This is a genomic window from Microbacterium trichothecenolyticum (genome assembly GCF_041938625.1).
GTDB lineage: Bacteria > Actinomycetota > Actinomycetes > Actinomycetales > Microbacteriaceae > Microbacterium > Microbacterium trichothecenolyticum_D.
On the sequence record NZ_CP169427.1, the window covers coordinates 3016910 to 3039142 of the forward strand.

Annotated in this window: 21 protein-coding genes; 12 read left to right on the plus strand and 9 right to left on the minus strand. The window is 71.8% G+C overall.

Annotated elements, in window-relative coordinates; translation table 11 throughout:
- Positions 1–234, minus strand: coding sequence for a glutaredoxin-like protein NrdH (nrdH, locus tag ACEYYH_RS14005; RefSeq protein ID WP_116196298.1), 234 nt, complete (start codon positions 232–234; stop codon positions 1–3).
- A gap of 404 nt (positions 235–638) precedes the next feature.
- Between nrdH and ACEYYH_RS14010 the strand changes: the two genes are divergently transcribed.
- Positions 639–1847: an MFS transporter gene (locus tag ACEYYH_RS14010; protein WP_374974964.1), complete on the plus strand. Its 1209-nt coding sequence runs from the start codon at positions 639–641 to the stop codon at positions 1845–1847.
- A 6-nt stretch (positions 1848–1853) separates the two neighbouring features.
- Here ACEYYH_RS14010 and ACEYYH_RS14015 read toward each other — a convergent pair whose 3' ends face one another.
- Positions 1854–2258 carry a pilus assembly protein CpaE gene (locus tag ACEYYH_RS14015; protein ID WP_374974965.1) on the minus strand — a complete coding sequence of 135 codons (405 nt, stop codon included), beginning with the start codon at positions 2256–2258 and terminating at the stop codon, positions 1854–1856.
- Positions 2259–2324: 66 nt separating this feature from the next.
- On the opposite strand from ACEYYH_RS14015, the gene ACEYYH_RS14020 reads away from it, so the two are divergent.
- Positions 2325–3083 carry an alpha/beta fold hydrolase gene (locus ACEYYH_RS14020; protein WP_374974966.1) on the plus strand — a complete coding sequence of 253 codons (759 nt, stop codon included), beginning with the start codon at positions 2325–2327 and terminating at the stop codon, positions 3081–3083.
- Positions 3084–3104: 21 nt separating this feature from the next.
- Here ACEYYH_RS14020 and ACEYYH_RS14025 read toward each other — a convergent pair whose 3' ends face one another.
- Positions 3105–4112 carry a TIGR00341 family protein gene (locus tag ACEYYH_RS14025; RefSeq protein ID WP_374974967.1) on the minus strand — a complete coding sequence of 336 codons (1008 nt, stop codon included), beginning with the start codon at positions 4110–4112 and terminating at the stop codon, positions 3105–3107.
- Between ACEYYH_RS14025 and ACEYYH_RS14030 the strand changes: the two genes are divergently transcribed.
- The 4 genes from ACEYYH_RS14030 (at position 4111) to ACEYYH_RS14045 (ending at position 7661) form a co-directional block, all read left to right on the plus strand.
- Complete coding sequence (locus ACEYYH_RS14030; RefSeq protein ID WP_374974968.1) at positions 4111–5313, plus strand: acyl-CoA dehydrogenase family protein; 1203 nt, start codon at positions 4111–4113, stop codon at positions 5311–5313. The genes ACEYYH_RS14025 and ACEYYH_RS14030 overlap by 2 nt on opposite strands.
- Positions 5314–5316: 3 nt before the next feature.
- Positions 5317–6588, plus strand: coding sequence for a DUF445 domain-containing protein (locus ACEYYH_RS14035; protein ID WP_374974969.1), 1272 nt, complete (start codon positions 5317–5319; stop codon positions 6586–6588).
- Positions 6589–6663: 75 nt separating this feature from the next.
- On the plus strand, positions 6664–7014 hold the full coding sequence (locus ACEYYH_RS14040) for a gamma-glutamylcyclotransferase family protein (RefSeq protein ID WP_374974970.1): 351 nt from the start codon (positions 6664–6666) through the stop codon (positions 7012–7014).
- Positions 7015–7190: 176 nt separating this feature from the next.
- A complete protein-coding gene (locus ACEYYH_RS14045; RefSeq protein WP_374974971.1) occupies positions 7191–7661 on the plus strand; it encodes a histidine phosphatase family protein in 471 nt (156 codons plus the stop codon).
- A gap of 106 nt (positions 7662–7767) precedes the next feature.
- Here ACEYYH_RS14045 and hutI read toward each other — a convergent pair whose 3' ends face one another.
- The 3 genes from hutI to hutH form a co-directional block, all read right to left on the minus strand.
- The gene (hutI, locus tag ACEYYH_RS14050) at positions 7768–9024 is read right to left on the minus strand and encodes an imidazolonepropionase (RefSeq protein ID WP_374974972.1); all 1257 of its coding nucleotides are present in this window, start codon (positions 9022–9024) and stop codon (positions 7768–7770) included.
- 12 nt (positions 9025–9036) lie between these two features.
- A complete protein-coding gene (locus tag ACEYYH_RS14055; RefSeq protein WP_374974973.1) occupies positions 9037–10770 on the minus strand; it encodes a urocanate hydratase in 1734 nt (577 codons plus the stop codon).
- An 88-nt stretch (positions 10771–10858) separates the two neighbouring features.
- Positions 10859–12460, minus strand: a complete 1602-nt coding sequence (hutH, locus tag ACEYYH_RS14060) for a histidine ammonia-lyase (protein WP_374974974.1) — start codon at positions 12458–12460, stop codon at positions 10859–10861.
- A gap of 52 nt (positions 12461–12512) precedes the next feature.
- Here hutH and ACEYYH_RS14065 point away from each other — a divergent pair, with 52 nt between their 5' ends.
- On the plus strand, positions 12513–13298 hold the full coding sequence (locus tag ACEYYH_RS14065) for an IclR family transcriptional regulator (RefSeq protein ID WP_374978231.1): 786 nt from the start codon (positions 12513–12515) through the stop codon (positions 13296–13298).
- Positions 13299–13391: 93 nt separating this feature from the next.
- On the opposite strand, the gene ACEYYH_RS14070 is transcribed toward ACEYYH_RS14065, so the two are convergent.
- Positions 13392–13868: a YbaK/EbsC family protein gene (locus tag ACEYYH_RS14070; RefSeq protein ID WP_374978232.1), complete on the minus strand. Its 477-nt coding sequence runs from the start codon at positions 13866–13868 to the stop codon at positions 13392–13394.
- Between the two features lie 15 nt (positions 13869–13883).
- Entirely contained in the window at positions 13884–14681 is a 798-nt protein-coding gene (locus tag ACEYYH_RS14075; RefSeq protein WP_374974975.1) for a methyltransferase domain-containing protein, read from the minus strand.
- A 192-nt stretch (positions 14682–14873) separates the two neighbouring features.
- On the opposite strand from ACEYYH_RS14075, the gene ACEYYH_RS14080 reads away from it, so the two are divergent.
- The 3 genes from ACEYYH_RS14080 to ACEYYH_RS14090 all read left to right on the plus strand — a co-directional run bounded on the left by ACEYYH_RS14080 (position 14874) and on the right by ACEYYH_RS14090 (position 18612).
- Positions 14874–15950: a Glu/Leu/Phe/Val dehydrogenase dimerization domain-containing protein gene (locus ACEYYH_RS14080; RefSeq protein ID WP_374974976.1), complete on the plus strand. Its 1077-nt coding sequence runs from the start codon at positions 14874–14876 to the stop codon at positions 15948–15950.
- Positions 15951–16127: 177 nt separating this feature from the next.
- The gene (locus ACEYYH_RS14085; protein WP_374974977.1) at positions 16128–17720 is read left to right on the plus strand and encodes an AMP-binding protein; all 1593 of its coding nucleotides are present in this window, start codon (positions 16128–16130) and stop codon (positions 17718–17720) included.
- Positions 17721–17799: 79 nt separating this feature from the next.
- Positions 17800–18612, plus strand: a complete 813-nt coding sequence (locus ACEYYH_RS14090; protein WP_374974978.1) for a ZIP family metal transporter — start codon at positions 17800–17802, stop codon at positions 18610–18612.
- 91 nt (positions 18613–18703) lie between these two features.
- Here the strand turns inward: ACEYYH_RS14090 and ACEYYH_RS14095 are convergent, their stop codons facing one another.
- Positions 18704–19948 (minus strand): glutamyl-tRNA reductase, encoded by a 1245-nt coding sequence (locus ACEYYH_RS14095; protein WP_374974979.1) that lies wholly within the window; start codon positions 19946–19948, stop codon positions 18704–18706.
- 17 nt (positions 19949–19965) lie between these two features.
- Here ACEYYH_RS14095 and hemE point away from each other — a divergent pair, with 17 nt between their 5' ends.
- Both hemE and ACEYYH_RS14105 read left to right on the plus strand, forming a co-directional pair.
- On the plus strand, positions 19966–21024 hold the full coding sequence (gene hemE, locus ACEYYH_RS14100) for a uroporphyrinogen decarboxylase (protein WP_374974980.1): 1059 nt from the start codon (positions 19966–19968) through the stop codon (positions 21022–21024).
- On the plus strand, positions 21017–22219 hold the full coding sequence (locus ACEYYH_RS14105) for a protoporphyrinogen/coproporphyrinogen oxidase (protein ID WP_374974981.1): 1203 nt from the start codon (positions 21017–21019) through the stop codon (positions 22217–22219). Before hemE ends, ACEYYH_RS14105 begins: the two co-directional genes overlap by 8 nt.
- The last annotated feature ends 14 nt before the right edge of the window (positions 22220–22233 follow it).

The window sequence follows — 22233 nt, forward strand, 5'->3', positions numbered from 1 at the left end:
TCAGGCCAGACGCGAGGCGAGCTCGTCGATCTTGTCGGGACGGAAGCCCGACCAGTGGTCCTCATCGGTGATGACGACCGGCGCCTGGAGGTAGCCCAGCGCCTTGACCTGCTCGAGGGCCGCAGGGTCCTCGGAGAGGTCGTGGATTTCGTACTCGATCCCCTTGGAGTCGAGCGCTCGATACGTCGCCGTGCACTGCACGCACGCGGGCTTCGTGTAAACCGTGATCGCCATGTCGATTCCGTCTCCTCAGTGCTTCCCCCGGTGGCATCCGGTGCTCTTTCCCGGTAGTCCCCCCACCGGGAGTCCAATACTACATATGGGTGCCGACATTCGATAGCACCACAAGGGCTAGTAGTTACATCAGTGTGATTTTCCACCGTTCTCCCCATGTACAACACAGGTTGTCCACGGATCCATCCACAGCCGCAATGGTCTGGAAAAGGCCGGGATCACGGGGCTTTCGAACGCCACGGCCGCATCCGTCCACAGGCGCGAACCTAGTCACGGCCTCCGACATCGGATTCGCCTGTGGAGAGTCCGCCCGGCGTGTCGCGGGCGTGTCGCACCCGGCCGTGCGCCGTGGCCGCGGACGCGGCGGTGCCAGGACATCCCCGGGCGTACCGTAACGTTGTCTGGTGGCCGGCTACCGGGAACTTCTGCGCACCCCCGGGGTGGCCCGTATCATCGCGGCGCAGCTGACCGCGCGCTTCCCCAACGGGATGATCAGCCTCGTGATCCTCCTGCACATCGAGGGGCTCACCGGCTCCTACGGTGCAGCGGGCGTCGTCCTCGCCGCGGTGTCGATCGGCCAGGCGCTCGCCGGCCCCGTCACCAGCCGCTGGATGGGTCGCTGGGGTATGCGCAGGGTGCTGACGCTCACGACCGTCGTGGCCGCAGCATCCCTCACGGCCATCGCGTTCCTCGTCGCCCCCGTCCCGGTCTACATCGTCCTCGGCTTCATCGCGGGTGCCGCGACGCCGCCCATCGTCGCGGCGGTCCGCACCATCTACGCCAAGATGGTCAACTCGACGCAGCTGACCGCGCTCTACTCGCTGGATGCCTCGCTGCAGGAGTTCATCTGGATCCTCGCCCCGGTGCTCATCACCTTCGTCGCGACGCAGGCGGGCACGGTCGTCGGCCTGATGCTGGTCGTGGTGATCCTGGTGGCGGGCGGCGCCTGGTTCATCCTCTCCCCCGAGGTCGGACGCGTCCGCATCCCGCGCAGCAAGCGGTCCTTCGGAAAGGTGCTCACCCGTCCGCCCATCCTCCTCGCGACGGTCATCGGCTTCCTTCTCATCGGCTCGTTCGCGGCCGTCGAGGCGAGCGTCGTGGCGACGTTCGACCACGGCGGACTCGAGGCGGGACTCGTGCTTGCGGTCTTCTCGATCGGCAGCCTCGCCGGCGGCCTCACCTTCGGACACCTGCCGATGGGGCGCTGGGCGATGGCACGGCGCCTGACGGTCGTGGCCATCGGACTCGCCCTCACCGCGCTGTGGGTCAACGTGTGGTGGATCGGCGCCACGCTGTTCCTGGCCGGCATCGGCATCGCGCCGGCCCTCGCCGTGCTGTCGGCCGTCACGACCGCGAGCGTCAAGTTCAGCGACACCGCCGAGGCGTTCGGGTGGGTGGGCACCGGCCAGCTCATCGGGGCCGCCGCCGGCTCGGCCGTCGCCGGCATCCTCATCGACGGTCCGGGCGGTGTGACGGCGGCGTACACGTCGGCGGCGGCGTTCTGCGCACTGGGACTCCTCGTCGCCATCGTGTTCGCGCGGGGCCTGCCCGACCTGCGCGTGCGCGGCGCGAGCCCGATCCCCGACACCGAGCCGGTGACGACGATCGGCTGAGCCCCGTCACCCCAGGCGGCGCAGCAGTTCCAGGAGGGCGAGGGCGTAGGCGTCGGCGGGCTCGGGGTGCTCGAACACCCGCCGCTCGCCGCCGACGACGATCTCGACCTCGTGATTGTCGGGCAGGCGCCGGAGCGTCCGGAAGGCGCCCCGGAGGAGCTCGCGCAGCTGGTGCTCGTACGGCAGCCACAGCGCGTCCTCGAGCGCGACGGAATCCAGCGCCCACTCGGTCGTGCCGTTGAACGCGAGGATGCGGCCGGTCGGGTACTCCCGCGGCTCGATGGTCATCTCGCTGACGGTGAAGACGTCGGCTTCGAACTCCGGCTCGTCGAGCTGGAAGCGGTCACCCGAACGCGGGTGCCACACGAGGCCTGCCTCGCGCAGCGCCAACGCCAGTTCCGTCGAGATCATGCCAACCTCCACTCCCATCCTGCCGCGTGCACGGGCGCACCGGGCCGCTCTCCTAGGCTGAAACGCATGCCCACGCCCGTCACCCTCCCCCGCCTGTCGTGGGGCGCCGCCGCTGCGGACCACCGCGCCCTCCTCATCCACGGTCTCGGTTCGAACGGAGCGCTGATGTGGCGCTACGGCACCGCTCTCGCGGAGACGGGATGGCGGACGGATGCCGTGGACCTCCGCGGACACGGCACCGCACCGCGCACGCTCGACTACACGCTGGCCGCCTACGCGGCGGACGTCTCGGCGACCCGGCCTGACGGCGACGGATCGTGGGACCTCGTGATCGGTCACTCGCTCGGGGGCGCAGCATCCGTCCTCGCCGCCGCAGGCGACCCGTCGTGGACCCGCCGTCTCGTCCTCATCGACCCCGCGATCGCGCTCACCGACCACGATCGCGACATCGTGCGCGACAGCCAGACCCGGTCGTTCGACGATCCGTCGCAGGCGGCCGTGCGCGCCGAGCACCCGCACTGGCACCCGCAGGACATCGAGCTGAAGGCCCTGTCGGCGCAACAGGCCAGCCGTTGGGCCGTGGAGCAGACGAGCGCGCAGAATGCGGAGTGGGACGTGACGGATGCTGCGCTCCGCATCGCCGTTCCGACCCACATCATCGCGTCCGACCCGGCGGTGTACTCGATCTTCCGCGGCAAGCCGGCCGAGGCCGCCGTCGCGCCGAACCCGCACTTCTCGGTCTCGGTGGTCGCCGACGCCGGCCACTCCCCGCACCGCGACCGGCCGGAGGCGACGATCAAGGCGCTGTTCGCCGCACTCGCCTGAGCCCACGACCGCGGCCGGCGCCTACTGGACCGTGATCTCGATGCCCTGACCGACGTCGATGACCACGCCGACGAACGACGGCAGCACGGTCGCGAGCGACTCTCGCAGGTCCTCCACCGGAGGGGTCTCACCATCGTCGGTCGTGATTTCGACCGTGGCGGTCGCGCCCGACCAGTCCACGCCGTACACCCGGGCGCCCTCGTCGGCGCTGAGCCAGTCCGTTGCGGCCTCCTGGATGCCGACCGACCAGCGCGCCAGGGCGACCGAGACGATGGAGTTCGCCGCGAGCGGGAGCGCGATGATGACGAGGAGCAGCGTCACGATGGTGTACGCCCGGCGTCGGTTCGCCACATGCGACGAGCCGGGATCGCGGGCGTACCCCGCCAGCGTGAAGACGATGCTGCCGGCGATCACGAGGGCGACGACGTTGGAGAGGAACAGCCACAACGCGCCGAGCGCGTCGCCCCACAGCCCCTGACCGGCGCACACGCCGACGACGCCGAGCGGCGGCACGAGCGAGATCGCGATCGCGACGCCGGGGAGGATGGCGCTCAGGTCCCTCCGGCACATTGCGAAGCCGCCCGCGAAGCCCGTGGCGAGCGCCGCCACGAGGTCCATGAAGCTCGGCGAGGTACGGCCCAGCACCTGCGAGTTGGTCTCGAGGCTCTCGGGCGTCGCGACGAACAGCGAGAACGCGAGGCCCAGCACGATCACGATCGCGAGCCCGAGCAGGACCCACAGGATCGACCGCACCACCAGGCTGAGGTGCCCGGTGACGATGCCGAGACCGATCGCGAGGATCGGGGTGCCGAGCGGCGCGATGATCATCGCGCCGATGACGGTCGCGGTGGAGTCGGTCAGCACGCCGGCGATCGCGATGATCCCCGCGAGCGTCAGCATGATGAGGAACCCGCTGCGTTTGCCGGCGCGGTCGCCGGAGCCGAGGTCGAGCGCCTCGGTCACCTCCGCCGCGGTCTGCCGCTGCGTCGGTGGGATGAGCGCCTGGAGCATCTCCGAGAGCGTCGCCATGCGCACATCATCGCGCAAGAATGGCGTGGTGGCGTCCTTCGAATCGAGTGAGATCCTGACCGACGAGCTGCTGGAGCGCTTCCGCGCCCGGGCGGCCGTGCACGACCGCGAGAACACCTTCCCCGACGACGACCTCGCCGACCTGAAGGATGCCGGCTACCTCGCGATCCTCGTGCCGGAAGAGCTCGGCGGATCCGGTCTGGGCCTCGCCGAGGCATCCGTCCTCCAGCAGCGACTGGCGGGAGCCGCTCCGGCAACAGCCCTCGCGATCAACATGCACCTGGTGTGGACGGGCGTCGCGAAGGTGCTCGCCGACCGCGGCATCGATGCGCTGCGGTTCGTGCAGGAAGGCGCGGCGGCCGGCGAGGTGTTCGCGTTCGGGATCAGCGAGGCGGGCAACGATCTGGTGCTCTTCGGGAGCGCGACGGATGCTGCGCCCCTCCCCGACGGCGGATACTCGTTCACCGGCACCAAGATCTTCACGTCGCTCGCGCCGGTGTGGACGCAGCTGGGGCTCCACGGACTCGACACCTCGTCGGAGGACGCGCCGCGCATGGTCTACGCGTTCGTGCCGCGCTCGGAGGTGCAGGCCGGCCGTGTCGTCGTGCGCGACGACTGGGACACCCTCGGCATGCGGGGCACGCAGTCGCGCACGACGGAGCTGCGCGACGCGGTGGCGCCGGCCGACCGGATCGTGCGGCGGCTCGCGCCGGGCCCGAACCCCGACCCGCTCGTGTTCGGCATCTTCAGCGTCTTCGAGATCCTCCTGGCGTCGGTGTACACCGGCATCGCCCGGCGCGCGCTCGAGGTCGCGGTCGCCGCCGCCGGCAAGCGCACCTCGAAGCGCACCGGCAAGGCGTACAGCGAGGATCCCGACATCCGTTGGCGCATCGCCGACATGGCGCTCGCCTACGACGCCCTGCCGCCGCAGATCGAAGCGCTCGCCCGCGACGTCGACGCCCTCGCCGACCACGGGCCGCTGTGGTTCTCGCTGCTCGCGGGCCTCAAGCACCGGGCCGTGACGGCCGCGAAGCAGGTCGTCGACGAGGCGGTGCTCGTCGCCGGCGGTTCCTCCTACTTCTCGGCCAGCGAGCTGAGCCGCCTGTACCGCGACGTGCTGGCCGGGCTCTTCCATCCCTCCGACCCGGAGTCCGCGCACGCGACCGTCGCGACAGCGTGGCTCGGGCCGCTCGAGGACTGACCAATGACACTGACCCGACCTCACCTCCTGAGCCCCGCCGACCAGGAGCGCCGCCGGGCGCTGCGGACGATGAAGGGCGTCGCGCTCGGCGCACTCGTCTTCATGGCGGTGCTCTTCGCCTTCTCGTTCGCGTTCCAGCAGGAGATCCCCGCGCTCGCCTACGTGCGCGCCGCCGCCGAGGGCGGCATGGTCGGCGCGCTCGCCGACTGGTTCGCGGTCACGGCCCTCTTCCGGCATCCTCTCGGCATCCCGATCCCGCACACCGCGATCATCCCGAGCCGCAAGGACGAGATCGGCCGCACCCTCGGCGAGTTCGTCGAGACCGAGTTCCTGCGAGCCGACGTCGTGCGCACCAAGCTCGACCAGACCGCGATCGCCGCCCGCCTCGGCGAGTGGCTGAGTGCGCCCGCGCATGCCGAGCGGGTCGCGGCCGAGGCATCCGTGATGGCCGGAAGCGTGCTGCGCGCGCTCAGCGACGACGATGTGCGCGACGTCATCGAGGAACTCGCTCGCGAACACCTCATCGCCCCGGAGTGGGGTCCGCCGCTGGGCGAATGGCTCGAGCGCATCATCGACGCGGGAGCCCACCACGGCGCGGTCGATCTCGCCGCCGACACCATCGCGGCCTGGCTCGCCGCCAACAAGGCAGCATTCACCGGCGTCGTCTCGCGCCGGCTGCCCGCGTGGGTGCCGTCGGTCGCGCACCGGTTCGTCGACGACACCGTCTACAACGAGGCCGTCAAGTTCGTCGCGGCGGTGCAGGCCGATCCGCAGCATCCGGCCCGTGTCGCCATCGATGGCTACCTCGGCCGCCTCGCCGGCAACCTGCAGCACGACCCCGCGACGATCGGGCGCTTCGAGGACGCGAAGCTCGCCGTGTTCGACAGCCCCCGCGTGCGCGAGCTCGCCGGCGAAGCGTGGACGACTGCGAAGACGGGGCTGCTGCGCTCGCTCGCCGACCCCGAGAGCGGGCTGCGTCGGCGGGGCGTCGAAGCGCTGGTCGAGATCGGCGAGCGTCTGACGACGGATGCTGCGCTCCAGCGCCGCGTGGACACCTGGGTCACCGATGCCGCCGTCTTCCTCGTCGACCGTTACCGCCACGACATCGCCTCGATTATCACCGACACCGTCGAGCGGTGGGACCCCGCCGAGACGACGGAGAAGATCGAGCTCATGGTCGGCCGCGACCTCCAGTACATCCGCCTCAACGGCACGATCGTCGGCGCCCTGGCGGGCCTCGCGATCTTCTCCGTCGCCCACGCGTTCCTGGGGTGACGCGCCGCGGCGAGCAAGTGTTAAGAGTGCGTGAAGTCCCGGCCGATCGACGTCGGCGAGGGCTAGCCTGATGCCGTGTCGACGGACGAGCCCACCCAGTTCCTCTTCAGCTACGGCACGCTGCAGAACGCCGACGTGCAGCTCGACACGTTCGGGCGCCTGCTCGAGAGCGAGCCCGACGCGCTGCCCGGGTACACGGTCGACTACGCCGAGATCGAGGACACCCGCGTCGTCGACCTGTCGGGCCTGACGGTGCACCCGATCGTGCGCGAGACCGGGAACCCGCTCGACAAAGTCGTGGGCAGGGCGCTGCTCGTGACCGAGGACGAGCTCGACGCGGCCGACGAGTACGAGGTGGCGCTCTACCGGCGCTGCGCGGTGGTGCTCGCGAGCGGGCGCTCCGCGTGGGTCTACGTCGCGGCGTGAGCGCCCGGTAACGTCGACACGTGACGCTTTCCCACGATCCCTCGTGGCCACGCGCCGGTGCGTGGCCTCCGCCCGAAGACGGGAGATGGGATGCCCCAATCAGGGCGCACCGTGCGCCTCGCGGCACTGTGCGTGCTCGAACTCCTCGCCGCCAAGGCCTCTGGAAAGGTGACCTCATGATCCGTCTCGCGTTGGTGCGGCACGCCAAGTCCGACTGGGGAAACCCCGGCCTCGACGACCACGACCGTCCGCTGAACGACCGCGGCATGCGCGACGCGCCCCGCATGGCGGCGCGGCTCGCGGCCACGGGGTTCCGCCCCGACGTGATCCTGTCGAGCACCGCTGTGCGGGCGCGGACGACCGCCGAGGCGTTCGCGGCCGAGCTGGGCGTCGCCGTCTCGCTCGACCCCGAGCTGTACGGCGCGCCGGCGAAGACCCTGCTCGCGGCGGCTGCCGCGACCCGCGCGGCGACGGTCATGGTCGTCGCACATGACCCCGGCATGAGTTCCCTCGCGGCGAGCCTGTCTCTCGACGACATCGACCACATGCCGACATGCTCGGTCGCCACGTTCATCTGGGCGCAGGACGATTGGGACGTCGCCAGCGCCGTCGACCCCGACAACTGGACGTTCGACACCCCACGCTGACACGGGGCGCGAGTCCTGCTCACCTGTCACGTTCTGCCGGGTCGACCGGCACTTCGTGACAGATGAACAGCGATGACGGATGCCGCGCCTCGGGGTTCGATGAGGGTCAGGCCGCTGCGCCGCCCGTCCACACGGTGTGCACGAGCGGCACGCCGGGCCGGTACGCGAGGTGCACGCGGGTCGGCGCGTCGAGCATCACGAGGTCGGCGCGCATCCCCGGGGCGAGCGCACCCACGTCATCGCGGCGCAGCGCCTGGGCGCCGCCGGCGGTCGCCGCCCACACCGCCTCGGCGGGAGTCATCCCCATCTCGCGCACCGCGAGCGCGATCATGAGCGGCATCGAGCTCGTGAAGCTCGACCCCGGGTTGCAGTCGCTCGCGAGCGCGACGGTGACGCCGGCGTCGATCAGGCGCCGCGCGTCGGGATACGGCTGGCGGGTCGAGAACTCGACGCCCGGCAGCAGCGTCGCGACGGTCGACGAGCCGGCGAGGGCCGCGACATCGGCGTCGGTCAGATACGTGCAGTGGTCGACGGATGCCGCGCCCAGCTCCACCGCGAGACGCGCACCCTCGCCCGGTCCGAGCTGGTTGCCGTGCACGCGCGGCGCGAGCCCGTGCGCGACGCCCGCCGCGAGGATACGCCGCGACTCCTTGGGGGTGAAGGCACCGCGCTCGCAGAACACGTCGATCCACCTGCTGTGCGGGGCGCAGGCGTGCAGCATCGCGTCGCAGACGAGGTCGACGTACTCCTCGCGCCGCTCACCGTATTCGGCAGGCACGACGTGAGCGCCGAGGAACGTGACCTCGGGGGTGACCTCGGCGGCGAGGCGCGCGAGCCGCTCCTCGTCGGCGACCGTGAGCCCGTACCCCGTCTTGATCTCGAACGTCGTCGTGCCCTGCGCGTGGAGCTCGGCGACGAAGCCCCGCAGGCGCGCGCGCAGCTCGTCGTCGCTCGCAGCGCGGGTCGCCGCGACGGTACGCCGTATGCCCCCTGCGGCATACGGCGTACCGGTCATGCGCGCCTCGAACTCGTCGGCGCGCTCGCCCCCGAACACGAGGTGCGTGTGGCTGTCGACGAACCCTGGGATGACCGCACGGCCCCCGGCGTCGACGACCTCGAACCCCTCCTCCCGCGAGGGTTCAACGGGTGGACGAGATGCGGGGTCGTTTCCTCTCTCTCGTCCACGAGAAGCACTCTCGCGGTGGAGGGCAGCGGCCGCATGCGCGGCGGAGGCGGGGCCGACCCAGGCGATCCGGTCGCCCACGATCAGCACCGCGGCGTCGTGCAGCGTGCCCAGAGGATCGCCGTCGGCGGCGGCGTTGGTCGTCAGCTCGCCGATGTTCGTGATGAGCGTCGCGGTCACAGCATCCGTCCGTCACTCACCGAGCATGGGAACGTTGAGGCCGCGCTCGACCGCCACCTCGCGCGCCCGGGCGTACCCGGCGTCGACGTGGCGCATGACGCCGGTGCCCGGGTCGTTCGTCAGCACGCGCTCGAGCTTCTCGGCGGCCAGCGGCGTGCCGTCGGCCACGGTCACCTGACCGGCATGGATGCTGCGGCCGATGCCGACGCCACCGCCGTGGTGGACCGACACCCACGCGGCACCCGACGCGGTGTTGAGGAGGGCGTTGAGGAGCGGCCAGTCGGCGATCGCGTCGGATCCGTCGGCCATGGACTCGGTCTCGCGGTACGGCGAGGCGACTGAGCCGGCGTCGAGGTGGTCGCGGCCGATCACGATGGGGCCCGACAGCTCGCCGGAGGCGACCATCTCGTTGAACTTCAGTCCGGCGAGGTGGCGCTCCTTGTAGCCGAGCCAGCAGATGCGGGCGGGGAGGCCTTCGAAGTGGACGGCGTCGCCGGCCTTGTCGAGCCAGCGCACGAGGCCGGCGTTGTCGGGGAACAGGGCCTTGACGGCCTCGTCGGTCTTGCGGATATCTTCGGGGTCGCCCGAGAGCGCGACCCAGCGGAAGGGTCCGCGGCCCTCCGCGAACTGCGGGCGGATGTACGCCGGCACGAAACCCGGGAACGCGAAGGCGCGGTCGAAGCCGCCGAGCTGTGCCTCGGCACGGATCGAATTGCCGTAGTCGAAGACCTCGGCCCCGGCATCCTGGAAGCCCACCATCGCCGCGACGTGCTTCGCCATCGAGCCGCGCGCGCGGGCCGTGAACCCTTCGGGATCACGGGCGGCCTCGGCCTTCCAGTCCTCGAACGCGATGCCCACCGGCAGGTACGCGAGCGGGTCGTGGGCGCTGGTCTGGTCGGTGACGATGTCGACCGTGAGATCGCCGGCGCGGTGACGCAGCAGCACGTCGCCGAACACCTCGGCGGCGTTGCCGACGACGCCGACCGAGAGCGCCTCACCGGCATCCTTCGCCGTGACGACCCGCGCGAGGGCGGCGTCCAGGTCGGTCGTGTACTCGTCGAGGTAGCCGTGCTCGACGCGGCGGGCGAGGCGCGACTCGTCGACGTCGACGATGAGCACCGCTCCTCCGTTGAGGGTCACGGCGAGCGGCTGCGCGCCGCCCATGCCACCGGCGCCACCGGTGAGCGTGAGGGTTCCGGCGAGGCTCGCGGTCGCAGCATCCGTCCCGCTGTTGTCCGCGAGGGAGCGCGCGACCGCGGCGAACGTCTCGTACGTGCCCTGCAGGATGCCCTGCGTGCCGATGTAGATCCACGAGCCCGCGGTCATCTGGCCGTACATGGTGAGGCCGAGCTCTTCGAGGCGGCGGAACTCGGGCCACGTCGCCCAGTCCCCCACGAGGTTCGAGTTCGCGATGAGCACGCGCGGCGCCCACTCGTGCGTGCGGAAGACGCCGACGGGCTTGCCCGACTGCACGAGCAGAGTCTCGTCGGGTTCGAGCTCGTCGAGCGTGCGGACGATGGCGTCGAACGCCTCCCAGCTGCGGGCCGCGCGCCCGGTGCCGCCGTAGACGACGAGGTCTTCGGGGTGCTCGGCCACCTCGGGGTCGAGGTTGTTCATGAGCATGCGCTTGGCGGCCTCGGCGCCCCAGCTCTTGGCGGTGCGCTCGGGGCCGCGCGGGGCGCGCACGGCGCCTTCGCCGACCCCGCGCGCGGTCGTTTCGGTCATCGATTCCGTCGAGGTGGTCATGTCAACGCTCCTTCGCGTGGTCGGGGCTTTGCCGGATCAGGAGATCTGGCGAAAACAGGTTCATCGGCGTGGCTTCGTCCTGCATGCGTCAGATCTCCTGATCTCGAGAAGAGGAGATCGTGGATGCCGCGCCGCCGAGTCCTGCCGCCGCCGCGACGGCGCCCGACTGCACGAGCACGGTCACGGCCTCCATCTCGGGCGACAGGTAGCGGTCGGGTCCAGGTCCGCCGGCAACGGTGCGCACGAGGTCGCGCACCGCGCCCGTGGCGGCTGCCGGTTCGAGCGGCGCCCGCAGATCGATGGCGCGCGAAGCGGTGAGCACCTCGATCGCGAGCACGCGCGAGAGCCCATCGATCGCACGGCGGAGCTTGCGCGCGGCGGCCCAGCCCATCGAGACGTGGTCCTCCTGCATCGCCGACGACGGGATCGAGTCGACGGATGCCGGCACCGCGAGTCGCTTGAGCTCGGAGACGATCCCCGCCGCGGCGTACTGGGCGATCATGAAGCCCGAGTCGACGCCGACTTCGTCGGCGAGGAACGGCGGCAGGCCGTTGCTGCGCGCGCGGTCGAGCGCGCGGTCGGTGCGGCGCTCCGAGATCGAGGCGACGTCGGCCACCGCGATCGCGAGGAAGTCGAGCACGTACGCGACCGGCGCGCCGTGGAAGTTGCCGTTGGACTCGACGCGGCCGTCGTCGGTGATGACGGGGTTGTCCACGGCCGCGGCGAGCTCCCGCGATGCGATGAGCAGAGCGTGCTCGGCCGTGTCGCGCGCGGCGCCGTGCACCTGTGGCGAGCACCGCAGCGAGTACGCGTCCTGCACGCGCGTGCAGACGGCGGGGTCGCGATGCGACGCCACGATCCCCGAGCCGGCGAGCACCGCCCGCAGGTTCGAGGCTGAGACCGCCTGGCCCACCTGCGGCCGGAGCGCCTGCAGGTCGGCGGCGAACACCGCGTCGGTGCCCAGCTGCGACTCGACCGACATGCCCGCGGCGACGTCCGCCGTGTCGAGCAGCACCGAGAGGTCGTGGAGCGCGAGCAGCAGCATCCCGAGCATGCCGTCGGTGCCGTTGATGAGCGCGAGGCCCTCTTTCTCGCGCAGTACGAGTGGGGCGACGGATGCTGCCGCCAGCGCCTCGGCCGCGTCGACCTCTTCGCCGCTCGCGGTGCGCACGCGCCCCTCGCCCATCGCGGCGAGCGCGACGTGCGACAGCGGAGCGAGGTCGCCGGAGCAGCCGAGCGAGCCGTACTCGCGCACGATGGGCGTGATGCCGGCATTGAGCATCGCTGCGTAGGTCTCGACCACGACCAGGCGCACGCCGGTGTGCCCGGTCGCCAGCGTCTGCAGGCGCAGCAGCATGAGCGCGCGGGTGACCTCGCGCTCGACCTCGGCGCCGGTACCTGCGGCATGCGAGCGGATCAGGCTCGCCTGCAGCTGCAGGCGGCGCTCGGGGGCGATGAAGGTGGTGGCGAGCGCGCCGAAGCCGGTCGAGATGCCGTAGTGCGGCTCGGGATCGTCGGCGAGGCCCTCGACCAGGGCGCGGGTCGCCGCAACGCGGGCGAGGGCCTCGGGGGCGAGCTCGACCAGCGCGCCGTGACGAGCGACGGCGACGACCTCGTCGGGACGCAGCGGAGCCGCGCCGACGGTGACGACGGCGACGTCGGTGGCAGAGGTGGGCGTGACGGCGGTCATGCTCCGATTCCACACCCCGGCCGTGGCGCCCGACAGCGGCTCGTGGCATCCTCTGTCTGTGATCCCAGACAGCTTGAGGCCCCAGGTCCCCGCGGCCGACCAGACGCTGCGGATCCTGACGTATCTCGCGCGCCAGCGAGGCCCGGTACCCGCGCGCACGATCGCGACCGCCCTGGGCATCCCGCGCTCGACGGTGTACCACCTGCTCGCCGCGCTGCAGGAGCACCAGTTCGTCGTGCACCTGCCCGAGGATCGCCGCTGGGGTCTCGGCATCGCCGCGTTCGAACTGGCCGGCGGGTACTCCCGGCAGGAGCCCCTCGCGAGACTCGGGCGCCCGGTGCTCGCCGACCTCGTCGACCGCACCGGCGAAAGCGCGCACCTGGCCGTGATGCACGGCCGCGATGTGCTCTACATCGTCGAGGAGCGGGCGCAGCGTCGGCCCGCGCTCGTGACGGACGTCGGGGTGCGTCTGCCGTCGCACCTCACCGCCACGGGCCGTGCGATGCTCGCGGCGCTGCCCCGCGAGCAGGTGCGGGCGTTGTTCCCGGATGCTGCATCCTTCGCCGACCGCACCGGCCGGGGTCCGCGACGCCCGGGCGAGCTGCGCGAGCTGCTCCGCGAGGTGCGCGAGCGGGGCTTCGCCACCGAGGACGGCGAGGTCACGCTCGGGCTGCGCTCGATCGGCGTGGTCGTCCGCGACCACGCCGGCTGGCCGGCCGCGGCGATCGCGGTGACCTGGCCCGAGGAGAGCGAGCGCACCCCCGACGACTTCGCGGCGGCCGCGGCCGCGGCCGCCGCCGAGCTGGAGCGCCGCATCGGCCGCGCTCGCCACGCTTGACCGACATGCGTTCGCGACGAGACCGCACGACAGCACCGACGTCGGCGGGGTAACCGTGCTGTCGTGCGGTCTCGCGGCGATATCGAGCCCCGGTCAGTCGACCTTCATCACGGTGCCGCCGGTGAGGCGCACCAGCTCGTCGTAGGTCATCGGGAACACGGTGTGCGGCGTGCCGCCCGCGGCCCAGATCTCGGGGTAGCCCGCGAGATCCTCGTCGACGATGGTGCGCAGCGGAGCCGGATGCCCCGTGGGAGCGACTCCGCCGATGGCCTGGCCGGTCGCCTCCCGCACCTGCTCGGGCGTCGCGCGCTGGATCTTGCCGTGCCCCAGACGCTCGGCGAGCGCCGCGGTGTCGACGCGGTGCGCGCCGCTCGTCATCACGAGGAGGGGTGCGCCGTCGCTGAAGAAGACGAGGCTGTTGGCGATCGCGCCGACCTCGACCCCCAGCGCTTCGGCGGCCAGTACCGCGGTGGAGGCGGCATCCGGAAGCACCACGATGTCGCCGGGGATGCCGGCGGCGCGGATCGCGTCGTGGACGAGGCGGCTGCGGGCGGGAAGCGAGGCGGGGATGGTCACGGGCTCAGCCTAACGACGCGGTCCGCGCGCGAGGATCTCGCCGTGGGGCATGAGGAGCCAGCCGTCGTCGGCAGCGGCCCACTCGCGCCAGCCGTCCGAGATGCGCTGCAGCAGCACGTCGTCGGCGCCCGTGGCGCGCGCCGAGTCGGCGAACGCCGACTGCAGTACGCGGTCGGCCCACATCCCGCCCCACCACGCGCGGTCCGGCTCGTCCTCGAAGAGCCACAGCGACGCGGTCGCGCGGATGTCGGTGAGCCCCGCCTCCTGCGCCCACGCCTTGAGGCGCCGTCCGGCGGCGGGCTCGCCCGCGACGCTGCGGTGCGTCGCGAGATAGAGCGCCAGCCACTCGTCGAGCGCCGGGATGAGCGGGTACCAGATCACGCCCTCGTAATCGACGTCGCGCGCCGCGACGAGTCCATCGTGCCCGGCCACGCGGCCGAGCTCGCGCAGCATGTCGACCGGACGATCGACATGCTGCAGCACCTGGTGCGCGTGCACGACGTCGAAGGCGCCGTCCTCGTAGGGCAGTGCGTAGGCGTCGCCCACCTCGAATGCGAGGTTCGGCGCCGCGTGGTCGGCCCTGGCCCCCGCGACGACGTCGGCCGAGGCATCCGTCCCCACCACACGAGCGGGTGCGACGCGGGCGGCGAGGTCCGCGGTGATCGTGCCGGGGCCGCTGCCCACATCCAGGATCGACACGCCGGGCCCGAGGTGCGGCAGCAGGTAGGCCGCGGAGTTCTCGGCGGTGCGCCAGCGGTGCGATCGCAGGACGCTCTCGTGGTGGCCGTGGGTGTAGGCGTCAGGCATTCGTCGATGCTACCGACGGCTCACACACTGCTGAGCCGTGCGAAGAACCCACCCCGAAGAGCGCGCATTCTGCGCCCTCGTCGCCGAAGCGGTTGAACAATTCGCCGAATCGGTGTGCAATGAGAACGGATGCCGCAACGCCGCGGCGTCCGCAGCGCACTGCCCACGAGGCCCGCCGAAGGAAGAACCGCGATGACGCACACCCTGCCCCTGCCCGATTTCGCACACGAGCGGGTGGAGGTGATCACCGGCCGCCGGAGCGGCCTGTTCATCGCCGTCGCGCTGCACTCGTCCGTGCTCGGCTCCGCCCTCGGCGGCGCGCGCTTGTGGACGTACCCGCACTGGAGCGACGCCCTCGGCGACGCGCTGCGACTGTCGGCCGCCATGACCCTCAAGAACGCCGCGGCCGGTCTCGACGCCGGCGGTGGCAAGTCCGTCATCGCCGTGCCTCCCGGCACCACGCTCGACACCGACCGTCGCCGCGCCGCGTTCCTCGACCTCGGCGACGCGGTCGAGTCGCTGCACGGCCTGTACCGCACCGCCGAAGACGTCGGCTCGACGACCGAAGACATGCTCGTCGTCAGCGAGCGCACCGAGCACGTCGTGGGCCTGCCCGACGCCGTCGGCGGCTCGGGCGAGCCCGCCGGCCCCACGAGCCTCGGCGTGTACGAGTCGCTGCGCGCGACGCTCGAGCGCGTCGCGGGCACGGCCGACGTCGAGGGCCGCCGCATCACGATCTCGGGCCTCGGCCAGGTGGGCAGCCGCCTCGCCGTGCGCCTGTCGGCCGAGGGCGCCCGCCTCACCGTGACCGACGTCAACCCCGCCAAGCGCGACCTCGCCACCGAACTCGGCGCGGAGTGGATCGCCCCGGGCGAGGAGCACCTCATCCCCGCGGACGTGTTCGTGCCGGCCGGCATCGGCGGGCTCCTCACGGACGAGGTCATCGACGCCCTCGACGCCAAGGCCGTGTGCGGCCCGGCGAACAACCCGCTCGCCGACCACAGCGGCGCCGCACGCCTCGCCGGTCGCGGCATCCTCTACGCCCCCGACTTCGTCGTCAACGCGGGCGGGGTCATCTACCTCGACCTCGAGGCGAAGCACCTCGGCACGCGCTCCGAGATCATGGAGCGCGTCGGCCAGATCGGCGACACCGTGCGCCGCATCTTCGACGAGGCCGAGTCGCGCGGCGTCACGCCGCTCGAGGCGGCCGAGGGACTCGCCGCCGAACGGCTGGCCGCCGGCGGCCGCCAGCCCGTGCTCGCGCACTGAACCGGCACGCGCCCGGCCACCGGAGAGGATGGCCGGGCGCGTTGCGCGCTGACACTGCGTTCCACGGTTCGCGGAATCGCGTACCACATTCCTCGATCCGGATGGCATGATGGTCGCACGGCCGGGCCGGTGGCCCGCCGACGACGACCGTCATGCCGCCCGATCGAAGGAGATCCGGTGTTCACCAGTCCCGAAGCAGATATCGAGATCCCCGAACTCGACGTCTACGACTACCTGTTCGCGAGCCTGAGCGACGAGGATCTGGGGCGCATCGCGCTCATCGATCCCGCGACCGGGGCCGAGACCACATACGGCGCGCTGCGCGCACAGATCGACCTGTTCGCGGGCGCACTGGCCGCGCGCGGCGTCGGGGTCGAGACGGTGGTCGGCCTGCTGTGCCCCAACGTCCCCGCGTTCGCGACGGTGTTCCACGGCATCCTGCGCGCCGGGGCCACGGTCACGACGGTCAACTCCCTGTACACCGCCGGCGAGATCGAGAAGCAGCTGCGCGATGCCGGAGCGACCTGGCTCGTCACCGTGAGTCCGCTCCTGCCCCAGGCGTCGACCGCCGCCGAGGCCGTCGGCATCCCTCACGAGCGTGTCATCGTGCTCGACGGCGCCTCCGGCCACCCGAACCTCCGGGCGCTGCTCGGCGAGGGCGCGCCCGCACCCGAGGTGTCGTTCGATCCCGCGACGCACGTCGCGGTGCTCCCCTACTCGTCGGGCACGACCGGCATCCCCAAGGGCGTCATGCTCACGCACCGCAATCTCGTGGCGAACGTCGCGCAGTGCCGCGTCGCGCTCGACCTCGCCGAGACCGATCGCGTGCTCGCGGTGCTGCCGTTCTTCCACATCTACGGCATGACCGTGCTGCTCAACCTCGCGCTGCGTCAGCGAGCGAGCCTCGTGACCATGCCGAAGTTCGACCTGGTCGAGTTCCTCACGAACATCCAGAAGTACCAGTGCACCTACCTGTACATCGCGCCGCCCATCGCCGTGGCGCTGGCGAAGCACCCGATCGTCGACCAGTTCGACATCTCGAGCGTGCACACGGTGTTCTCCGGCGCCGCTCCGCTCGACGGCGAGACCGCCGAGACCGCGGGCCGCCGCATCAACGCCCGCATGATGCAGGGGTACGGCATGAGCGAGCTGAGCCCCGTCTCGCACGCGATGCCGACAGGCCGCCACGACATCCCGGTGAGCTCGGTGGGCGTCATGCTGCCCAACACGCTCAACAAGATCATCGACACCGAGACGGGCGAGGAGATCACCGAGATCGGCCCCGACGGCGTCACGAAGCCCGGCGAGCTGTGGGTCAAGGGACCGAACGTCATGCTCGGCTATCTGAACCAACCGGAGGCGACCGCCGAGACACTCGACGACGAGGGCTTCCTGCACACCGGCGACATCGCGGTGTACCACGAGGGCGGTTACTTCTCGATCGTCGACCGGGTCAAGGAGCTCATCAAGTACAAGGGCTACCAGATCGCACCCGCAGAGCTCGAGGCGCTTCTCCTCGGCCATCCGAAGGTGATGGATGCTGCGGTCATCGGCGTGCTCGACGACGACAAGCAGGAGATCCCGAAGGCCTTCATCGTCGCCGCCCCCGACTCCGGACTCACCGAGGACGAGGTGATGGCGTTCGTCGCCGAGCACGTCGCGCCGCACAAGAAGGTGCGCCGTGTCGGGTTCATCGAGGCGATCCCGAAGTCCAGCTCCGGCAAGATCCTCCGCAAGGACCTGCGCGCCCGCGAGGCCGCCACGGTCTGAACTCCTTCACGCGAGAACGGATGCCTCGGCGAACGCGTTTCGCCGAGGCATCCGTTGTCTCCACCATTAGGTTGGCGCCATGGAAGGACTCTGGCTCGCAGCGCTGAGCGGCCTCATCGGCGGCGGCACGCTGCTGGTCGGGGCCGCGGTCGCGTGGTTCGTCGAGATCCCGCAGCGCGTCGTCGCCGGGATCATGGCCGTCGGCGCGGGCGTGCTGATCTCCACGCTGGCGTTCGAGCTCGTCGAGGAGGCTGCCGAGGACGGCGGATTGGTCCCGACGACCATCGGGTTCCTGGGCGGCGCGATCCTCTACATCGTCGCGGACCAGCTGATCTCGCGAAGCAGCAAGCAGCCCGCGGCTGTCTCCTCCCAGGTCGACACCGCCTCGGTCACCGAGTTCTCCGGCGGCGACGCGGTCTCGGCGAGCATCGTCGCCCGTCGCGCCGGGGCGGGGGCGGTAAGCGGAGCAGGGCTCGTGATCGCGGTCGGTGCGCTGATCGACGGCATCCCGGAGTCGATCGTCATGGGCCTGTCGGTGCTGCAGGGCGGGATCAGCATCCCCATCGTCGCGGCCATCGCCATCAGCAACTTCCCCGAGGGGCTCGGTTCGACCGCCGCCCTCAAACGCGGCGGCTCGAACGGGCGCTACATCGCGCTGCTCTGGAGCGGGATCGCGCTGATCACCGTCGTCGCGTCGGTGCTGGGCTACGTCGCCTTCCAGTCGGCGTCGCCGAGCCTGATCGCCCTCATCACCACGATCGCCGCCGGTGGCCTGCTCGCGATGGTGTGCAACACGATGATCCCCGAGGCCTTCGACGAGCAGCAGGCTCTGACCGGCTTGTGGGCGACGATCGGCTTCCTCGGCGCCTTCCTCCTGCACGAGCTCGCCTGACCTCTCCCGGATCGGCAGAGAAGCGGATGCTGCGCGCCACGGTGGCGGGAAGGCACAGGTCAGCCCCCGACGGGCTGCCCGAAAGCAGAGATCAGGCGGTGGCCCAGAGGTCGTCGTCCGCGGCGCCGGGCGCCTCGACCGACAGGCCGTGCAGCAGCTCGAGCGCGGCACGGGCCTCCTCGACGCGGCCCTCGACCGCCAGCTCGCGGATGCGCACCGACGGACGGTGCAGCAGCACGCCCGCGAGGTGACGCAGGGCGGCCTCGACGTCGTCGCCGGCGCCGCGTGCACGGGCTCGGGCGATCTCGTCATCGACGATCCGCAGCACGTCACCACGCAGAGCGGTGATCGCGGGGCCCGCCTCGCGGTCGGCGTGGAATTCGGTGGCCGCGTCGCCCACGATCGCGCGCGCGTCGGCATGCGCGCTGAACTCGGCGAGCGGGGCGTGCAGCCGGATGGTCTCGAGGTCGAGGAGCTCCACCGCCTCGACCGAGCCGACGGCAGGATCGACGTTGCGCGGGAGCCCGAGGTCGATCACGAGCACACGGTGCCCGGGCGTGAACGCGTCGGCGTGCACGACGGCGGCCGCGGTGCAGGTGATGACGACGTCGGCCGTGGCGACCTCGGCCGGGAAGTCCGATACCGGGATCAGCCCGTGCTGCGCGGCGAACGCCTCGGCCCGACCGGATGGGGAGAAGACGTGGATGTCGCCGGCGCCGCGGGCGCGCAGCGCCTCGACGGTGCGGACGGCATACTTTCCGGTGCCCACGACGACGATCTTCGCGGCCGCCCACTCGGCGACGCGGCTCGACGCCAGCTCGAGGGCGAGGCGCACGAGCGAGCGGTGCGCTCCCCGCAGCTGGGTGCGGTTGCGGACGCCCCGGCTGGTGTGGGTCGCCTTCTGGAACAGACGCTCCAGCTCGCTCGAGGTCATGCCGTCGGCGCGGGCGGCGTCGAGAGCGCGACGCACCTGACCCGAGATCTCGTCTTCGCCGACCGACATCGACTCGAGGCCGCTGGTGACCGCGAAGAGGTGGGCCGCAGCATCCGCCCCCTGATGCACCGCGACCGAGGCGCGCAACAGGTCGACCGCGACGCCGGATGCCTCGGCCATCGCCTCGATGACGGATTCGGCGGCGACAGCCTCGCCGCCCGTGAGCGGCTCGTCGATGTCGAGATAGGCCTCGAACCGGTTGCAGGTGGCGAGCACGACGGCGCCGGAGACGAAGATCTCGTCGTCCACGAGGGCACGCGTCGCTGTGGGCGCCCCCACAGAGAGACGCTCCAGGATGTCGAGGCTCGCGTTCCGATGGTTCGCGGTCAGACAGAGGAGCACAGACCTAATCTTAACGTGTGTCGTTGCATGACTCTCACCCTTCCGTCCTTCAGAGAAACGATCCCCCCGCGCTGATACGCGCGTATCGCGGCGAACGGCCGGCTCGCACGCCGGTCTGGTTCATGCGTCAGGCGGGTCGGTCGTTGCCCGAATACCGCGAGCTGCGGGTCGGCACCGACATGCTCGATGCCTGCCTGAACCCGGAGCTCGCCAGCGAGATCACGCTGCAGCCGGTGCGTCGGCACGGCGTCGACGCGGGCATCTTCTTCAGCGACATCGTGATCCCGGTGCGCCTGTCGGGCGTCGACGTGCGCATCGTCGCGGGCCGCGGTCCGGTGCTCGAGAGCCCCGTGCGGACCGCGGCGGATGTTGCCTCCCTGCCTCCGCTCGACCCCGCGGCGCTCGCTCCCATCCGGGATGCGGTCGCGCTCACGGTCGCCGAGCTCGGCACGACGCCGCTCATCGGCTTCGCCGGAGCCCCGTACACACTTGCCTCATATCTCGTCGAGGGCGGCCCGTCGAAGGAGCAGCTCAAGACGCGCGCACTCATGCACTCCGATCCCGAGACCTGGGCCGCGCTGCTGACGTGGTGCGCCGAGATCACGGGCGCCTTCCTCGCCGCGCAGATCGAGGCGGGCGCGTCGGCCGGCCAGCTCTTCGACTCGTGGGCGGGATCGCTCAGCCTCGCCGACTACACGAACCACGTCGCGCCGTTCTCGACCCGCGCTCTCGACGCCGTGCGCCACCTGGACGTGCCCCTCGTGCACTTCGGCGTCGGCACCGGCGAGCTGCTCGCCGCGATGCGCGACGTCGGCGTCGACACGGTCGGCGTCGACTGGCGCCTCCCGCTCGACGAGGCCGTGCGCCGGCTCGGACCCGGCGTCTCCGTGCAGGGCAACATCGACCCGGCTCTCCTGCGCGCGCCCTGGCCGGTCCTCGAGGCGCACATCGTCGCCGTGCTCGAGCGGGGCCGCGCCGCCCGCGGTCACGTCGTGAACCTCGGACACGGCGTCCCGCCCGACACCGACCCGACCGTGCTCACGCGCATCGTGGAGTTCGTGCACGCGAATGGCTGACTTCTCCGTCGTCGGCGGTGGCGTCGGGGGGCTCGTCGTCGCCCGCCGCCTCGCCGCCTCGGGGGCGTCGGTGACGGTGTTCGAGGCCTCCGATCACCTCGGCGGCACCATCGCGCAGCTCGACCTCGGCGGCCTCGCACTCGACGCCGGCGCCGAGAGCTTCGCCGTGCGCGGCGGTGCGGTCGAGGCGCTGCTCGCCGAACTCGGTCTCGCCGGCGACATCGTCGCGCCCGCCCCACGGCCCGCGTGGCTGCAGCCCGTGACGGGCGACGCGGTGCCGCTGCCGGCGACCGCGTTGCTGGGCATCCCGGCCGATCCACTGGCCGACGACGTCGTGCGCGTCGTGGGACTCGCCGCCGCTGGGCGAGCGGCTGACCTCGACGCCCGACCGGTCGGCGAGGTGCCCGCGACCCTCGGCGCGCTCGTGCGCGAGCGCCATGGCGCCGAGATGCTCGACCGGCTCGTCGCCCCCGTCGTTCACGGGGTGCACTCGCAGCACCCCGACGAGCTCCCGGTCGCGCGCGCTCATCCCGCGCTCGCGGACGCTGTCGTGAGCGCGGGTTCGCTCAGCGGAGCCGTCGCGCGCCTGCGCGCCGCCGCTCCCCCGGGTGCGGCGGTCGCAGGGATCCGCGGCGGTGTCAACCGCATCGTGCCCGCCCTCGCCGACGATCTCGAGCGCCTCGGCGGCGCCATCCGTCTCGGCACGCGCATCGACGACCTCGCCGCGCTCGAGGGCGCCGCGGTCGTCGCAGCCCCGGGTGTGGCCACCCCCGCTGCGCCGGGTCGTCGCATCGACCTCGTGACTCTCCTGGTGGAGCAGGACGAGTTGGATGCTGCGCCCCGCGGCACCGGACTGCTCGTGGCCGCGGGCGCCCCCGTGGCGGCCCGCGCGCTCACGCACGCGACCGCGAAGTGGGGGTGGCTCCGCGAAGCCGCCGGCGGGCGCCACGTGATCCGGCTCTCCTACGACGAGACGCCGGCCGATCCGGTCGCCGCAGCGGTCGCCGACGCGCAGACGCTGCTCGGCGTGCGGCTGCCGGTCGTGGTCGACGCGGCCCACGTGTTCTGGGTGCGGCCGGCCGCAGCATCCGTCCCCTCCGACGTGGTCGTGGTCGGCGAGACGGTTGCGGGGTCCGGCCTGGCCGGGATCGTCGCCCACGCCGAGCGGACCGCCGCTGAGCTCCTCTCCCGCTGACTGACCGGCCGCGG

Bases quoted from the DNA above. Each gene is read 5' to 3' on its own strand.
- ACEYYH_RS14035 (WP_374974969.1), top strand. From the start codon at position 5,317: ATGACACTGACCCGACCTCACCTCCTGAGCCCCGCCGACCAGGAGCGC.
- ACEYYH_RS14030 (WP_374974968.1), top strand. From the start codon at position 4,111: ATGCGCACATCATCGCGCAAGAATGGCGTGGTGGCGTCCTTCGAATCG.
- ACEYYH_RS14055 (WP_374974973.1), bottom strand. From the start codon at position 10,770: ATGACCACCTCGACGGAATCGATGACCGAAACGACCGCGCGCGGGGTC.
- nrdH (WP_116196298.1), bottom strand. From the start codon at position 234: ATGGCGATCACGGTTTACACGAAGCCCGCGTGCGTGCAGTGCACGGCG.
- ACEYYH_RS14015 (WP_374974965.1), bottom strand. From the start codon at position 2,258: ATGATCTCGACGGAACTGGCGTTGGCGCTGCGCGAGGCAGGCCTCGTG.
- ACEYYH_RS14025 (WP_374974967.1), bottom strand. From the start codon at position 4,112: ATGGCGACGCTCTCGGAGATGCTCCAGGCGCTCATCCCACCGACGCAG.
- ACEYYH_RS14045 (WP_374974971.1), top strand. From the start codon at position 7,191: ATGATCCGTCTCGCGTTGGTGCGGCACGCCAAGTCCGACTGGGGAAAC.
- ACEYYH_RS14105 (WP_374974981.1), top strand. From the start codon at position 21,017: ATGGCTGACTTCTCCGTCGTCGGCGGTGGCGTCGGGGGGCTCGTCGTC.
- ACEYYH_RS14090 (WP_374974978.1), top strand. From the start codon at position 17,800: ATGGAAGGACTCTGGCTCGCAGCGCTGAGCGGCCTCATCGGCGGCGGC.
- hutH (WP_374974974.1), bottom strand. From the start codon at position 12,460: ATGACCGCCGTCACGCCCACCTCTGCCACCGACGTCGCCGTCGTCACC.
- ACEYYH_RS14075 (WP_374974975.1), bottom strand. From the start codon at position 14,681: ATGCCTGACGCCTACACCCACGGCCACCACGAGAGCGTCCTGCGATCG.
- ACEYYH_RS14080 (WP_374974976.1), top strand. From the start codon at position 14,874: ATGACGCACACCCTGCCCCTGCCCGATTTCGCACACGAGCGGGTGGAG.
- ACEYYH_RS14020 (WP_374974966.1), top strand. From the start codon at position 2,325: ATGCCCACGCCCGTCACCCTCCCCCGCCTGTCGTGGGGCGCCGCCGCT.